General features: G+C 73.6%; 13 protein-coding genes and 1 pseudogene. 3 read left to right on the forward strand and 11 right to left on the reverse strand.

Features of this window, described 5'->3' with window-relative positions:
* Positions 1 to 10: 10 nt before the first annotated feature.
* Positions 11 to 1201 carry a cation:proton antiporter gene (locus M3147_RS15850; protein WP_251204387.1) on the forward strand — a complete coding sequence of 397 codons (1191 nt, stop codon included), beginning with the start codon at positions 11 to 13 and terminating at the stop codon, positions 1199 to 1201.
* Positions 1202 to 1220: 19 nt separating this feature from the next.
* Here the strand turns inward: M3147_RS15850 and M3147_RS15855 are convergent, their stop codons facing one another.
* Positions 1221 to 2327: an LLM class flavin-dependent oxidoreductase gene (locus M3147_RS15855; RefSeq protein WP_251204388.1), complete on the reverse strand. Its 1107-nt coding sequence runs from the start codon at positions 2325 to 2327 to the stop codon at positions 1221 to 1223.
* A 53-nt stretch (positions 2328 to 2380) separates the two neighbouring features.
* On the opposite strand from M3147_RS15855, the gene M3147_RS15860 reads away from it, so the two are divergent.
* Positions 2381 to 3145: an NADPH-dependent F420 reductase gene (locus M3147_RS15860; RefSeq protein WP_285873974.1), complete on the forward strand. Its 765-nt coding sequence runs from the start codon at positions 2381 to 2383 to the stop codon at positions 3143 to 3145.
* A gap of 15 nt (positions 3146 to 3160) precedes the next feature.
* On the opposite strand, the gene M3147_RS15865 is transcribed toward M3147_RS15860, so the two are convergent.
* Entirely contained in the window at positions 3161 to 4648 is a 1488-nt protein-coding gene (locus M3147_RS15865) for an MFS transporter (RefSeq protein WP_251204390.1), read from the reverse strand.
* 161 nt (positions 4649 to 4809) lie between these two features.
* Between M3147_RS15865 and M3147_RS15870 the strand changes: the two genes are divergently transcribed.
* Complete coding sequence (locus tag M3147_RS15870; protein ID WP_251204391.1) at positions 4810 to 5445, forward strand: hypothetical protein; 636 nt, start codon at positions 4810 to 4812, stop codon at positions 5443 to 5445.
* Here the strand turns inward: M3147_RS15870 and M3147_RS15875 are convergent.
* From M3147_RS15875 to M3147_RS15915, 9 genes and pseudogenes are all read right to left on the reverse strand, one after another.
* Positions 5370 to 5987: a GNAT family N-acetyltransferase gene (locus tag M3147_RS15875; protein WP_251204392.1), complete on the reverse strand. Its 618-nt coding sequence runs from the start codon at positions 5985 to 5987 to the stop codon at positions 5370 to 5372. The two genes, M3147_RS15870 and M3147_RS15875, sit on opposite strands and share 76 nt — an antisense overlap.
* Positions 5988 to 6179: 192 nt before the next feature.
* A complete protein-coding gene (gene menC / locus M3147_RS15880; protein WP_251204393.1) occupies positions 6180 to 7394 on the reverse strand; it encodes an o-succinylbenzoate synthase in 1215 nt (404 codons plus the stop codon).
* Positions 7391 to 8221, reverse strand: a complete 831-nt coding sequence (locus M3147_RS15885) for a hypothetical protein (RefSeq protein WP_251204394.1) — start codon at positions 8219 to 8221, stop codon at positions 7391 to 7393. Before M3147_RS15885 ends, menC begins: the two co-directional genes overlap by 4 nt.
* A 94-nt stretch (positions 8222 to 8315) precedes the next feature.
* Positions 8316 to 9266, reverse strand: coding sequence for a factor-independent urate hydroxylase (gene pucL, locus M3147_RS15890; RefSeq protein WP_251204395.1), 951 nt, complete (start codon positions 9264 to 9266; stop codon positions 8316 to 8318).
* A gap of 3 nt (positions 9267 to 9269) precedes the next feature.
* The gene (gene uraH, locus M3147_RS15895) at positions 9270 to 9611 is read right to left on the reverse strand and encodes a hydroxyisourate hydrolase (RefSeq protein WP_251204396.1); all 342 of its coding nucleotides are present in this window, start codon (positions 9609 to 9611) and stop codon (positions 9270 to 9272) included.
* A gap of 52 nt (positions 9612 to 9663) precedes the next feature.
* Positions 9664 to 10161: a 2-oxo-4-hydroxy-4-carboxy-5-ureidoimidazoline decarboxylase gene (uraD, locus tag M3147_RS15900; protein WP_251204397.1), complete on the reverse strand. Its 498-nt coding sequence runs from the start codon at positions 10159 to 10161 to the stop codon at positions 9664 to 9666.
* A gap of 171 nt (positions 10162 to 10332) precedes the next feature.
* On the reverse strand, positions 10333 to 10809 hold the full coding sequence (locus M3147_RS15905; protein WP_251204398.1) for a peroxiredoxin: 477 nt from the start codon (positions 10807 to 10809) through the stop codon (positions 10333 to 10335).
* 125 nt (positions 10810 to 10934) lie between these two features.
* A complete protein-coding gene (gene allB, locus M3147_RS15910) occupies positions 10935 to 12272 on the reverse strand; it encodes an allantoinase AllB (RefSeq protein ID WP_439954208.1) in 1338 nt (445 codons plus the stop codon).
* A gap of 120 nt (positions 12273 to 12392) precedes the next feature.
* Positions 12393 to 13478: pseudogene (locus M3147_RS15915) on the reverse strand (glycerate kinase); the annotation flags it as partial.

Here is a 13478-nt window from a genome sequence, read left to right on the forward strand (position 1 = left end):
CGCGCCCCGTATGCACGAGACCACGCTGCTCCTGATCGAAGTCGGCGCGCTGCTTCTCGGCATGAGTCTGCTCGGGCGCCTGGCCCTCCGCATCGGCCTCTCGCCGATCCCGTTCTACCTGCTGCTCGGCCTCGCCTTCGGCCAGGGCGGCATCGTGCCCTTCGACGCCAGCATCGAGTTCCTGCAGACCGGCTCCGAGATCGGCGTCATCCTGCTGCTCGCCCTGCTCGGCCTCGAGTACACGGCGGGCGAGCTCTTCGAGAGCCTGAAATCCGCGCGAGCGGCGGGGATCGTGGACGCCCTGCTGAACGCCCTGCCCGGGGCGGCGCTCGCCCTGCTGCTCGGCTGGGGGCCGGTCGCGGCGGTGGCGCTGGCGGGGGTGACCTGGGTGTCGTCCTCCGGCGTGATCGCGAAGCTGCTGCGCGACCTCGGCCGGCTCTCGAACCGCGAAACGCCGGCCCTGCTCGGCGTCCTCGTGCTCGAGGACCTCGCGATGGCGTTCTACCTGCCGGTGCTCTCGGCGATCGTCATCGGCGTGAGCCTCTGGCAGGGTGCCATCGCCGTGGCGATCGCGGTGACGGTCGTCGTCGTCATCCTCTACATCGCGCTGCGGCACGGCAACATCGTCTCGAAGCTCTTCCCCGCCGACCACGCCGAGCCGCTGCTCCTCGGCGTCCTCGGGCTGACGATGCTCGTCGCGGGCGTGGCCCAGGAGGTCTCGGTGTCGGCCGCGGTCGGCGCGTTCCTCGTGGGCATCGCCCTCTCCGGCCGGGTGGCGGCGGCGGCGAGCCAGGTGCTGACCCCGCTCCGCGACCTCTTCGCGGCGACCTTCTTCGTGTTCTTCGGGCTCACCACCGACTCGTCGAACCTGCTCTCGATGCTCCTGCCCGCGCTCGTGCTCGTCGCCGTCACCTCGGTGACGAAGGTCGCCACCGGGGCGTTCGCGGCCCGGCGCGCGGGCGTCGCCGCGCTCGGCCAGTGGCGGGCGGGCTTCAGCCTGATCCCGCGCGGAGAGTTCTCGATCGTGATCGCCGGGCTCGCCGTGACGGCCGGGGTGACGCCCGCGCTCGCCTCGCTCGCGACGGACTACGTGCTCCTCACGATCATCCTCGGCACCTTCCTCGCCCGGATGCCCGACGCCACGTGGTTCCGCCAGGCGGTGCGCCGGCGCGGGCTCGCGAAGGAGCCGGCGCCGAGCTGAGCCCTGGGCCGCGGAGCGCTCAGCCCTCGGCTGCGGCGTCCGCGCGGTCGGCCCGGGCGAGCCGCTCGGCGTCTGACTCGCTCGCGCCCTCGGAGGCCGCGAGCAACTCACGGACACGCGGCACGACCTCGCTGCCGTAGCGCTCGATGCTGCCCATCATCGCCTCGTGCGGCAGGGTGCCGTTCGAGTACTTGAGGTCGAAGCGCACGGCGCCGACGTTGCGCAGCGCGGCGGCGATCTTCTGCGCGACCGTCTCGGGCGAGCCCGCGAAGAGGGCGCCGTGCGAGGACGCCTCCGCCTCGAAGTGCTCCCGGGTCACCGCACCCCAACCGCGCTCGCGGCCGATCCGGTCGATGATGACCTGGTAGTGCGGCCAGAGCACGTCGAGCGCCTCCTCGTCGCTGTCGGCGATGAAGCCGGGCGAGTGGATGGCGACGGGCTGCTCCGGCTTGCCGAACTGGGCGAGCGCCTTGCGGTAGAGGTCGGCGAGCGGGGCGAAGCGCGCCGGGCTGCCGCCGATGATCGCGAGCACGAGGGGCAGGCCGTAGTGCGCCGCGCGCACGACGGACTCGGGGCTGCCGCCGACGCCGATCCAGGTCTTCAGGCGGCCGTGCTCGACGGGCGGGAAGACGCGCTGCTCGGTGAGCGGGGCGCGCAGCGCGCCCGACCACGTGACGGGCTCCTGTTCGAGGAGCGCGGAGAACAGCTCGAGCTTCTCCTCGAAGAGCTCCTGGTACTGCGCGAGGTCGTAGCCGAACAGCGGGAACGACTCGATGAACGAGCCGCGGCCGAGGATGACCTCGGCGCGTCCGCCGGACAGCCCGTCGAGCGTCGCGAAGCGCTGGAAGACGCGCACCGGGTCGTCGCTCGAGAGCACGGTGACAGCGGAGCCGAGGTGGATGCGCTCGGTGCGCCCCGCGATCGTGCCGAGCACGACCTCGGGCGCCGACACGGCGAACTCGTGGCGATGGTGCTCGCCGATGCCGAAGAAGTCGAGCCCCAGCCGGTCGGCCAGCACCGCCTCTTCGACGATGTTCCGGAGCACCTGGGCGTGACTGAGCGTCCCACCGTCGGGGCCGACCGTGACGTCGCCGAAAGTGTCGAGGCCGAATTCATACGTCTGCATGTTCTGCGGAACCTCCCCCTCGCCGAGGCTATTCCCGATCGCTCGGGAGGGGAATGCCTCGGGCCGTCGCGCATGCCCGCGGGAATGGGCCGCCGACCCGGGACGTTGCATCGGAGTGGACGGAAGCGCGGACCGCGCCCGTCACGACGAAGAGGAGTGGAACGCACGTGGAGCAGCGGCCGAGCATCGGCATCTTCGGCGCCGGCAAGGTCGGCACCGCCCTCGCACGCCTCCTCGTCGAGGCCGGGTACGAGGTGCGCATCGCCGGCTCCCCCCGCCAGACCGCCCTGGAGCTCCTCGTCGGCGTCGTCGCGCCCGGCGCGCTCGTCGCGTCTCCCGAGCAGCTCGTCGCGGCATCCGACGTCGTCATCGTCGCCGTCCCGTTCGGCAAGGCCGGCACCGTGCCGTGGTCGAGCCTCGACGGCCGCATCGTCGTCGACGCCATGAACTACTGGCCGCCGATCGACGGACGGCTCCCCGAGGTCGACGCCGATCCCCGCTCGACGAGCGAGCAGCACGAGTCCCGCAACCCGAGCATGCGCCTCGTCAAGTCGCTGAACCACCTCGGCTACCACGACATGGAGGACGACGCGCTGCCCGCGGGCGACCCCCTGCGCCGCGCCCTCGCGGTCGTCGGCGACGACCCCGACGCGCGAGCCGTGCTCGCCGGCATCATCGACGCGATCGGCTTCGACGCCGTCGACGGCGGCCCGCTCGCGAACGGCCGGGTGCTGGAGCCCGGTCATCCGGCGTTCGGCCGGGAGCTCTCCGCCGCCGAACTCGAGGGAATGTTCGCCGCGGCGCGCGCCGCGGCCTAGCGAGCGCGCCGCGGCTTAGCCGAGCGCGCTGCGCCGACGGCGACGGGCGCCGAGGTCGACGAGCCCGACCGCGAGCGCGACCGCGAGGAGCACGGCGACCGCGAGCATCGCGAGCGCGTAGGCGTCGTGGTAGACGTCGATGCCCGCGCCGCCGGCGCTGCCGTCGCCGCCGGACTCGCGGTAGATCGTCGCGTAGAAGATCGACAGCGTGAGCGCCGTGCCGATGGCGGTGCCGATGCGCTGACCGAGCTGGCCCACCGAACCCGCGAGGCCGCCCTGCTTCACCGGCACGTCGGCGAGGGTGAGCGTCTGGTTCGGTGAGACGACGAAGCCGCCGCCCGCACCGGCGAGCACCATCGCGGCCGCCATGGCCCACGGCGTCCACGCCTCCGGCGTCGCCACGGCGGCGAGCACGAGGAGGCCGACGCCCGCGAGCAGCAGGGCGATGCCCCAGACGACGAGCGGACGGCCGAGCCGATCGACGAGCCGCCCGCCGATCATCGAGGTCACGGCGCTGACGAGCGCGAAGCCGATGCCCACCATGCCGGCGTACACCGCTTGCAGCCCGAGACCGTGCTGCAGGTACAGCGTCGTCAGCAGGAACATCGACGGCATCGCCGCGAAGTACACCGCCGCGAGCACCGTGCCGTTGCGGAACGAGCCGACCCGGAACAGCGCGAGCGGCACGAGCGGATGCCGCCCCCGCGCCGCGTAGCGCCGCTCCCAGGCGACGAAGGCGATGAGGCCGAGCACGAAGACGACGAGGGTCCACCACCGGGCCGGGTCGTCGTCCGGCGAACCGGTCGTGAACAGGAACGGCCACATCAGCGAGAGCACCGTCACCGCGAAGAGCAGCACCCCGACCGGATCGAGCTCCAGCCGCCCCGGCGAGGGCAGCCGCGTCTGCGGCAGCAGCCACACGGCGAGGGCGATCGCCACGAGCGTGAGCGGCACGTTCATCCAGAAGATCCACCGCCAGCCGTCGCTCGGGCCGCCGACCGCGATGGCGAGGCCGCCGAGCGTCGGGCCGAAGGCCGTGGCGAGCCCGATCGTGGCGCCGAACAGCCCGAACGCCTTGCCGCGCTCGGCGCCCTGGAAGAGCTGCTGCACGAGGCCGATCACCTGCGGCATCTGGATGCCCGCCGCGACGCCCTGCAGCAGCCGGCCGACGAGCAGCACCGCGCCGTTCGGGGCGAGAGCGCAGATCGCGCTCGTCACGAGGAACAGCGAAAGCCCGATGAGGAACATCGCCTTGCGCGAACGCTGATCCCCGATGCGACCGGCGGGAACGAGCGTCAGCCCGAAGGTGAGCACGTAGCCCGCGACGACGAGCTGCAGCTCGGTCGGGCTCGCGCCGAGCGCGGACTCGATCGACGGCAGGCCGACGTTCACCTTCGAGAGGTCGAGGATCGTGAGTGCCGCGACCGAGACGCAGACCCAGTAGGCGCGCCAGCGCTTGTCGGGGGTGAGCGGGATCGACTGGGTCAACGGTGGGTTCGACATCCGTTCCAGACTAGGCCCGCCGCTGCGGCGAAAACGGGCGATGTCCTCATAAATGAGGAATAGCGCGACCAGCGGGGCAGGCGCATGATGTACGGGTTATGTCGAGGGCACCGGTGGATGAGGGGAGCGAAGGTGTTGGGGACCCATCCACCCTGCCTCCCGTGATCGATCGGGCGGGCCTGCGGGTGCGGACGCTGCGTCCGCGCCGCACGCTCGGCTGGTCGATCGGGCTGCCGATCGCGACCCTCGCGCTGCCGCTGCTCTGCCTCGCGCTCTGGGTGCTGTACCGCCCGGGCAGCACGCGCCCGTTCCTCCTCGTCGGCGTGCTCGCCGTACTGATCGCGGGCGCCGTCGCCCTGGCCTTCCTGCAGTACCGCCGCACCCGGGCCTCCGTGAGCGCGGCCGGCCTCGTCGAACGCGGCTTCTTCGGCGGCACCAAGACGATCGCCGCGCGCGACATCTCGGGCGTGTTGCGCGTGCAGCTCTATCGGGGGGCGAGCGCGGAGACGAGCTCCCAGCTCTTCGTGATCGACCGGCGCGGGCACGCGGCGTTCCGCATGCGCGGCGGCTTCTGGGACGAGGAGACCATGGACCTCGTCGCGCCCGTGCTCGGCGTCGACGAGGTCGTGCGCGAGGAGCCCGTCACGATGGCCGAGCTGCGGCGCAGCGACCCGCGGCTACTGTACTGGTTCGAGCGCCGGCCGAAGCTCCGCGCCGAGGATCAGCCGGTGCTGATGCCGAAGAGCGGGGCCGTCGGGGTGCTGGAGGGCAGCTCGACGAAGCCCAGCCGCTCGTAGAACGCCCGCGCCGCCGTGTTCGCCGGGTCGAAGCCGAGGTGCACGCCCGGCACGCCCCGACCGCGAAGCGCCGCCCGCAGCACGTCGATGAGCCGGCGACCGAGCCCCTGCCCCTGCGCCTCGGGCAGCAGGTCGATGTGCAGGTGCGCGGGGAACTCGTCGAGCTCGGCGACGAGCATGCGCTCGGGGTCTCGGCCGGCCTCGAGCAGCCGCGATTCGGTGAAGGCCGGCTCGCGGCCGGTGGACGGGCCGGGCCGCGGATGCCGCGCGGCGAAGCCGGGCGCCCACTCGCGCCGCCACCACTCGACGAAGTCGCGTGTGTCGGCCACGCCGAGGACGTACCCGACGGCCCGGTGCCCGTTCGTCACGACGAAGACGAGCGACGGGTCGTAGGCGAGGTACGGCAAGGCGAACACCTCGGGCATGAGCGTGTCGTCGGAGTAGCGGCCGCTCGCGTCGCCGCCGGCGATCGCGGTGCGGAGGCAGACGTCGGCGATGTCGTCGCGGTCGGCCGGCTGGTACTGGCGGACGAGGAGGGTCATCGCGACGCGCTTTCGGCCATGCCGCGATCCTATCGGCGGCCGAGGACGCACCGTCATCGGCTGCGCACTCGCACAACTCAGGAACATCTGGCGGTTATGCAGTGGCAGAGATTCCCGCAGCCGCGGAATGATGCGGATGTCGCGCCGGTCGTTCCTGAGTTGTGTGAGACGGGGCGGGGCGCGCGGGGCGGCTCAGCGCAGCAGCAGGGGCGGGGCGCTCGCCCAGGCCTGCACGAGCTCCTCGCGCACCGCGACACCGGTGCCGGGGCCGGCGGGCACGGCGAGCTGGCCGCGATGCTCGCCCGTGCCGAGGACGAAGGGCTCCGTGAGGTCCTCGGCGTAGTAGCGGTCGGATGCCGAGGTGTCGCCAGGCAGCAGGAAGCCGGGCAGCGCCGCGAGCGCGACGTTCGCCGCGCGGCCGAGGCCGGTCTCGAGCATGCCGCCGCACCACACGGGCACCTCGAGCGCCAGGCACGCCTCGTGCACCCGCAGCGACTCGAGGTAGCCGCCCATCCGGCCCGGCTTGATGTTCACGATGCTCGTCGCGCCGCGCTCGATCGCGTCGAGCGCCGTCGTGCGGTCGAGGATGGACTCGTCGAGGCAGACCGGGGTGTCGCAGGCGGCGGCGAGCTGCACGTGGCTCGCCAGGTCCTCCTCCGCGAAGGGCTGCTCGATGAGCAGCAGACCGAAACGGTCGAGCTCCGCGAGGAGCGGGATGTCGGCCTGACGGTAGGCGGTGTTCGCGTCGACCTGCAGGAGTCCCGCGGGGCCGAGGAGCTCGCGCACCGCGCCGACCGGCACGAGGTCCCAGCCCGGCTTGATCTTCAGCTTGATGCGGCGATAGCCCTGCTCGACGTACCCGGCCACCTCGTCGAGGAGCTCCTCGAGCGTCGGCGCGATGCCGACGGAGACCCCGCAGTCGACCCAGTCGCGCACGGCGCCGAAGCACTCGGCCATCGAGCGGCCCTGGGCGCGGAGCTCGGCGTCGAGCACCGCCGCCTCGAGTGCCGCCTTCGCCATCCGATGCCCGGACACGACGGCGAGCGCGGGACCCACGGCGGCCGCGGCGGGCACCGAGGCGATCGCCGACGCGGCGCCGCCGCCGACCGGCTGCGGTCCGTCGTCCGGCTCGTGCGGGCCGCGGCCAGCGCCGGCCAGGAGGGCGGGGCCCAGGTAGTGCTCGATGACCGCGGCGGCCCCGTCGACGTACTCCGAGGAGTAGAACGGCTCGCGTCCGGCGACGCACTCGGCCCAGCCGTCGCCGGCCTCGGTGCGCACCCGCACGAGCAGGGCCTCGCGCACCGTCTCGCGCCCGAAGGACGTCTCGAACGGGCGCACGAGCGGCACCTCGATGCGGTGCAGCTCGATCGCCTCGAGCCGCGCGGGCACGGTCGTCTGCTCGGTCATGGGGCCTCCCGGTCGGGGTCGTCCTCGGTGAACACGTAGTCGCCCGCCGCATCGAGCTCGGGCCGCGCGCCGGCACGGGCCATCTCCGTGAACGCGACGACGGAGGCGGCCCGGAGCGCAGCGGCCTCGGCCGGGGCCTCCCGGCGGAGCGCCTCGTAGTCGGGGACGAGCGCGAAGCCTCCGTCGCCGCGCCACGCGGGCGCCGGCTCCCCCGCGAGCGCTCGGTGCACGCGCGGCGAGTCGAGGCGCCAGCGCACCTCGAAGCGGTCGCTGCGGTCGCTGCCGGAGATCTCGTCGCCGAGCACGCCGTAGAACTCCGGAAGATACCCGGCGACCTCGGCGCCGAGGCGGACGAGGTTCATCCGGGCGTTGCGGCGGATGAGCGGATCGAAGGTCCAGCGGATCTCGTCGACGCCGTGCGCGAGGCAGAGCTCGCGCTGACGGAGCTTCAGCGCGGCGCCGATGCCGCGCCCCCGTGCGGCCGGCGCGACGGCGTTCATGTGCGAGTGCAGGTGCACGCCGCCCGCCCAGCCGAGGAAGCCGAGGGTCGCACCGAGCACCTCGCCGGGCGCGGCGAAGGGCGGCGTGCCCGAGGCATCCACTCCGCCGTCGTCGTCGGGCACGGCGACGAGCACCGTGCCGCTTGCGTGGGCGAGGGCCCGGATCGTCGAGTCGTCGAGGCCGCGTCCTTCTCCCCAGGTCGCGTCGAAGCGGGCGAGGACGGCGCCGACCTCCGCGGCGGCGGCGGGGCGGGTGTGGATGCCGCTGCGCGCGTCGACGGCGTCGGCGAGTCGGCGGGCCTCCTGCGCGCCGTCGGGCTGGGTCATGCTTCGACGCTAGCTGCTCGCGGGCCCGGTCGTCGACGGCGACGCGGGAGCGGGCGCCGCGCGAGTGCGCGGCGCCCGTCCTGCGTCCGGCCCGTCAGCAGAACGCGCCGACGCTCTCCCATGCGCCGGGCGCGGGCACCAGGCCCTCGCGCGTGACCGTCGCCTCGATGAGCCCGTAGGAGCGATCGGAGGCGTAGAAGACCTCGTTCGGGTTGTCGAGGCCGAACGGCGCGAGGTCGACGACGAAGTGGTGCTTGTTCGGCATGGAGAAGCGGATCTCGGCGATCTCCGGATGCCGCTCGAGCGCGGCCTGCCCCATCTCGAACAGCGTCGTCTGCAGCGCCGCCGAGTAGTGCTCGGTGAACGCCTCGAGGAGGATGGCCTTCACGCTGTCGTACGTCGCGTTGTAGTCGGGCTCGGCACCCGGCCGGTAGCGCCAGCGCGTCGCGACGCTCGTGGCGAGGATGCGGTCGGTCGTCTCCTGCAGGGTCGTGTAGCGGTCCTTCGGGTAGCCGACGAAGCCCGACTGGGTCGTCTTCAGCACGACGAGGTCCTTCAGGCCGGCGATGACGTGACGCTCGTCGCCGTCGGCGACGACCGCGGCGGTGCGCACCTCCTGGCCCGAGCGGACGAACGCGTGGTCGTGCTCCTCCCCGTGGGCGAGGATGCGCTCCCAGGCGTAGCTCTCGGCGAGCCAGCGGCCGCCGGTGACCCAGTCGAAGGAACCGGTGAAGTGGTCGGCGAGGCGCAGCAGGAACGCCTCGGGCGAGCCGACGCCGTCGCGTGCGAAGGCGAAGATGGTGTTCTTCTGGGTGTCGGTCGCGACGATGTGCGAGTTGTCGCCCGCGAGATGCGCCCCGGCGAAGTCGCCGCGCAGCTGCGAGGTGACGTTCAGGTCCTCGATCTCGTGGCGGTCGGTGTCACGGGTCACCTTCACGACGCGCACCTCGGCCTTGCCGTACTGGTTCGGGCCGAGCACGATGCCGCCGGTGTCGCCGGCCGGGGTGGTGGTGGTCTCGCTCGCGGTGGTCAGGATGTCGGTCATGAGCTAGCTTCCTCGGTAGGTCGAATAGGCGAATGGGCTGAGCAGCAACGGCACGTGGTAGTGCCGGCCGTCGTCGGCGACGGTGAAGCCGATCAGCACCTCGGGGTAGAAGGTGTCGGTGCCGGAGGCGGCGAAGTATGCCCCGGTGTCGAAGCGCAGGCGGTACTCGCCGCCCGGCACCCGCTCGGGGCCGAGCTGCTTCGCGCGGCCGTCGGCGTCGGTCGTGCCGCTCGCGACGGCCTCCCAGCCCTCGGTGGTGCGGCGCGAGAGCTCGACGCCGATGCCCGGCGCCGGGACGCCGCGCTGCGCGTCGAGCACGTGCGTGGTGATCTGTGAAACGGTCATGGCAGGGTTCCCTCCGGCGGGCTCGGCTCGTGCGTCTTCGGGTGCGGCTCGGTCATGCGGTCACCGTCCCTTCCAGTCGGAGGACGGCGATCTCGCGCAGCTGCGTCGCGACGATCTCGTCCTCCTCGGCGGCGTCGTGGCCGAGCCGCTCGGTCAGGGCGGCGAGGATCTCCCCCGCACTGCGCCCGGCCGCGCGGATGAGGAATACCCGGCCGAAGCGCTCCTCGTAGGCCCGGTTGCCCGCGGCGAGCCGCTCGGCGAGCTCGGCGTCGGCGGGATCGACCCCCGCCTGCTCCGAGCGCGACAGGGTCGCCTCGCGGCCGGCGCCCGCGGCCCGTTCGCCGATCCGCGGATGGTGGCCGAGCGCCCGCTCGACCTCCTCGGCCGTGAACGGCGATGCGGCGCGGCCCGCCTGGGCCACGAGCTCGGCGACGGAGGCGTAGGGCCGCCCGTCGGCGAGCTCGTCGCACCATCTCGGCACGTCGATGCATGGTCGGAGGAGCTCGATCGCCTCCCGGCGGTCGGCCCCATTGAACTGTTCAAGCTTCATCGCTTGATTCGCTTCCTGGTCTGCTGGCATCCACGGTGTACGGAATACGAAAGCTGGCTTTCATATCGTGGAACTGTTATTTCAGCATGCGACAATGTTAGCAAGCGGATGCCGCGTCGGCAATGGCTGCGACGCCGTCGGCGCAGGGTCGCCGACGCGGCATCCGCCGTCTCAGACCGCCAGCCGCTCGCGGAGGCGCGCCACGTGCCCCACCGGGTCGACGTTGTACTCCACGCTCGCCACGAGCCCACCGGGGTCGACGACCACGGTGGAGCGGATGACGCCGTCGAAGGTACGGCCGGCGACGGTCTTCTGCCCCCAGGCGCCCCAGGCGCGCGCGGTCTCCGCCCCCTCGTCGGAGAGCAGCGGGAAGCTCAGCTGCTCGGCGTCGGCGAACTCGGCGAGCCGGGCGACGGGGTCCGGCGAGATGCCGAGCACGACGTAGCCGGCCCCCTGCAACGAGGCCAGGTTGTCGCGGAAGTCGCACGCCTCGGTCGTGCAGCCCGGCGTGAACGCCGCCGGGTAGAAGTACACGATGACGGGACTGCCGCGCAGCCCGGCGAGGGTGCGCACGGTGCCGGTGGCATCGGGCAGGGCGAAGTCGGGGGCCTCGCGGCCGGGCTCGAGCTCGTCGGATGAGGCGATCATGTCGGTGCTCCTGTCGTGGTCGTACGGGGCTCGGGCCGGGGCCTGGCGGAGGGCCTGGCATGGTGGAGGTCCGAGCCTGGCGGAGGCGGGGCCGGGGCGGCGGCCCCGGCCCCATCGGCGGCCGGCTACTCGTCGTTCCCCACCCGGAGCAGCCGACCCTGCGCGAGCCCGCGGTCGATCTCCGCACCCGCGAGATACGCGGTGCGGACGACCCCGGTGAGCTCGCGCCCGTCATAGGGGGTGACCGGGTGGCGGTGCTCGAGGGCACCCGCCTCCACGGTGAAGTGCGCGTCGGGGGCGAACACGGCGAAGTCCGCGGCGCCGCCGACCTGGATGCGACCTTTGCCGCGCAGCCCGGCCCGATCGGCCGGCCGGGACGACATCCACTCGACGACGCGCTCGAGCGGGATGCCCCGGCGGCGCGCCTCGCTCCAGACGAGCGGCAGGCCGAGCTGCAGCGAGGCGATCCCGCCCCACGCCTGCTCGAAGTCGCCGTCGCCCGCGTACTTCAGCTCGGGCGTCGCCGGCGAGTGGTCGGAGACGATGAAGTCGATCGTGCCGTCGACGAGCCCCTGCCAGAGGGCGTCGCGGTTCGCCTCGCCGCGGATCGGCGGGCAGCACTTGTACGCCGTCGCCCCGGCCGGCACGGTCTCGGCGACGAGGGTCAGGTAGTGCGGGCAGGTCTCGACGGTGAGGTCGACCCCGGCCGCCTTGGCCGCACGGATCTGCGGGAGCGAGTCGGCGCTGCTGAGGTGCAGCACGTGCGCGCGGGCGCCCGTCTTCGCCGCGCGGGCGATGACCTCGGCGATCGCGGCGTCCTCGGCCTCGTGCGGGCGGGAGGCGAGGAAGTCCACGTACTCGCGCCCGCCGCGGTGCGGGGCGGTGTCGATGAGGTGCGCGTCCTCGGCGTGCACGAGGAGGAGCGAGCCGCGCCCGGCGATGACCGCCATGGCCTGCTCCATCTCCTCGGGGGTGACCTGCGGGAACTCGTCGACGCCCGAGTGCAGCAGGAAGCACTTGAAGCCGAACACGCCCTCGTCGACGAGCGGCTCGAGCTCGGCCAGATTGCCCGGCACGACGCCGCCCCAGAAGCCGACGTCGACGACGACCTGGCCGGCTGCGACCGCGCGCTTCTCCTCGAGCGCCGCGACCGACACGGTCGGCGGGATGCTGTTCAACGGCATGTCGACGATCGTCGTGACCCCGCCCGCGGCGGCGGCCCGCGTCGCGGAGGCGAAGCCCTCCCACTCGGTGCGGCCCGGCTCGTTCACGTGCACGTGGGTGTCGACGAGGCCCGGCAGCAGCACCTCGCCCGGGCCGAGCTCGACCAGCCTGGCGCCCGTGAGTCCCGCCCCGAGCGGCGAGATCTGCACGATCCGGCCGGCCCGGACGCCGATCTCGGCGGCCCGTTCGATCGGCGCACCGCCGTCGCCAGCGAGCAGGGCCCGCTCGGCGCGCAGCACGAGGTCGAAGACGGGGGCGGCCGGGGCCGCGGTGGCGGTGGCGGTAGCGGTGGCGGCCGGGGCGGCGGCGCCGGTGGTGAGCTCGGTCACGAGGTCCTCCGAGAGTCGGGTGAGCAGGTCTCCGGCGTTCGCGATCGAGACGGCCGGATCGGGTTCGAGTTCGGCGAGGGAACGCACCGAGGCGAACCCGGAGGCGGCGAGCGCGGCGGCGTCGAGCTCGCTGCGCCCGCAGACGGCGTGGACCGGGATGCCGGCACGACGCGCGGCGCGCGCCACCCCGAGCGGGGTCTTGCCCATGAGGCTCTGCGCGTCGAGGCTGCCCTCCCCCGTGATCACGAGGTCGGCCCCGACGAGCCGGTCGTCGAGGCCGGTGAGCTCCAGCACGACGTCGATGCCGGGGCGGCGATTCGCACCGAGCACCGCGAGCGCGGCGAAGCCGACGCCTCCGGCGGCCCCGGCTCCGGGAGCCTCGGCCGCCTCGCGGGCCGGCCGGGCGATGGCCGCATCGTGCCGCGAGAGCACCTCGACGAAGCGGGCCAGCCCGGCATCGAGGGCGGCGATGCCCGCCGCGTCGGCGCCCTTCTGCGCGGCGAAGACCGCCGCCGCGCCGTGCGGGCCGAGCAGCGGATTGTCGACGTCGCTCGCGAGCACGAACTCGGCCGCCGCGAGCCGCGGGTCGAGCCCGCCGAGCTCGACGCGGTCGAGCCCGGCGAGCGCGGCGCCGCCCTCGGGGAGGTCCCGTCCCGAGGCGTCGACGAGGCGCGCTCCGAGCCCGCGGAGGAGCCCGGCCCCACCGTCGGTCGATGCGCTGCCGCCGATCGCGAGCACGATGCGCGTCGCCCCGGCGTCGAGCGCGGCGGCGATCAGCCGCCCCGTGCCGAGGCTCGTCGCGCGCCCGGCATCCCGCTCGCCTGCAGCGAGCAGCTCGAGGCCCGAAGCGCGGGCGAGCTCGACGACCGCCTCCTCGCCGCGCACCCCGAACTCGGCGTCGAGCTCCGCGCCGAGCGGTCCCGGCACGCGAGCGCTCCGGGCGGCGAAGCCCGCGGCGAGGGCGGCGTCGAGCGTGCCCTCACCGCCGTCGGCGACCGGCACCTCGACGAGTTCGATCCCGGGGTCGGCCCGGCGCGCCCCCTCGGCGACCCGCCGGGCCACCTCCGGGGCGGACAGGGATCCCTTGAACTTGTCGGGGGCGATCACGACGCGCAT

Origin of the sequence: Agromyces mediolanus (assembly GCF_023715325.1) — a bacterium.
GTDB lineage: Bacteria > Actinomycetota > Actinomycetes > Actinomycetales > Microbacteriaceae > Agromyces > Agromyces mediolanus_A.

Coding starts and splice junctions, on each gene's coding strand:
- M3147_RS15860 (WP_285873974.1), top strand. CDS start 2,381: ATGCCTCGGGCCGTCGCGCATGCCCGCGGGAATGGGCCGCCGACCCGG.
- M3147_RS15855 (WP_251204388.1), bottom strand. CDS start 2,327: ATGCAGACGTATGAATTCGGCCTCGACACTTTCGGCGACGTCACGGTC.
- M3147_RS15885 (WP_251204394.1), bottom strand. CDS start 8,221: ATGACCCAGCCCGACGGCGCGCAGGAGGCCCGCCGACTCGCCGACGCC.
- M3147_RS15875 (WP_251204392.1), bottom strand. CDS start 5,987: ATGACCCTCCTCGTCCGCCAGTACCAGCCGGCCGACCGCGACGACATC.
- pucL (WP_251204395.1), bottom strand. CDS start 9,266: ATGACCGACATCCTGACCACCGCGAGCGAGACCACCACCACCCCGGCC.
- M3147_RS15850 (WP_251204387.1), top strand. CDS start 11: ATGCACGAGACCACGCTGCTCCTGATCGAAGTCGGCGCGCTGCTTCTC.
- uraD (WP_251204397.1), bottom strand. CDS start 10,161: ATGAAGCTTGAACAGTTCAATGGGGCCGACCGCCGGGAGGCGATCGAG.
- M3147_RS15905 (WP_251204398.1), bottom strand. CDS start 10,809: ATGATCGCCTCATCCGACGAGCTCGAGCCCGGCCGCGAGGCCCCCGAC.
- uraH (WP_251204396.1), bottom strand. CDS start 9,611: ATGACCGTTTCACAGATCACCACGCACGTGCTCGACGCGCAGCGCGGC.
- menC (WP_251204393.1), bottom strand. CDS start 7,394: ATGACCGAGCAGACGACCGTGCCCGCGCGGCTCGAGGCGATCGAGCTG.
- M3147_RS15865 (WP_251204390.1), bottom strand. CDS start 4,648: ATGTCGAACCCACCGTTGACCCAGTCGATCCCGCTCACCCCCGACAAG.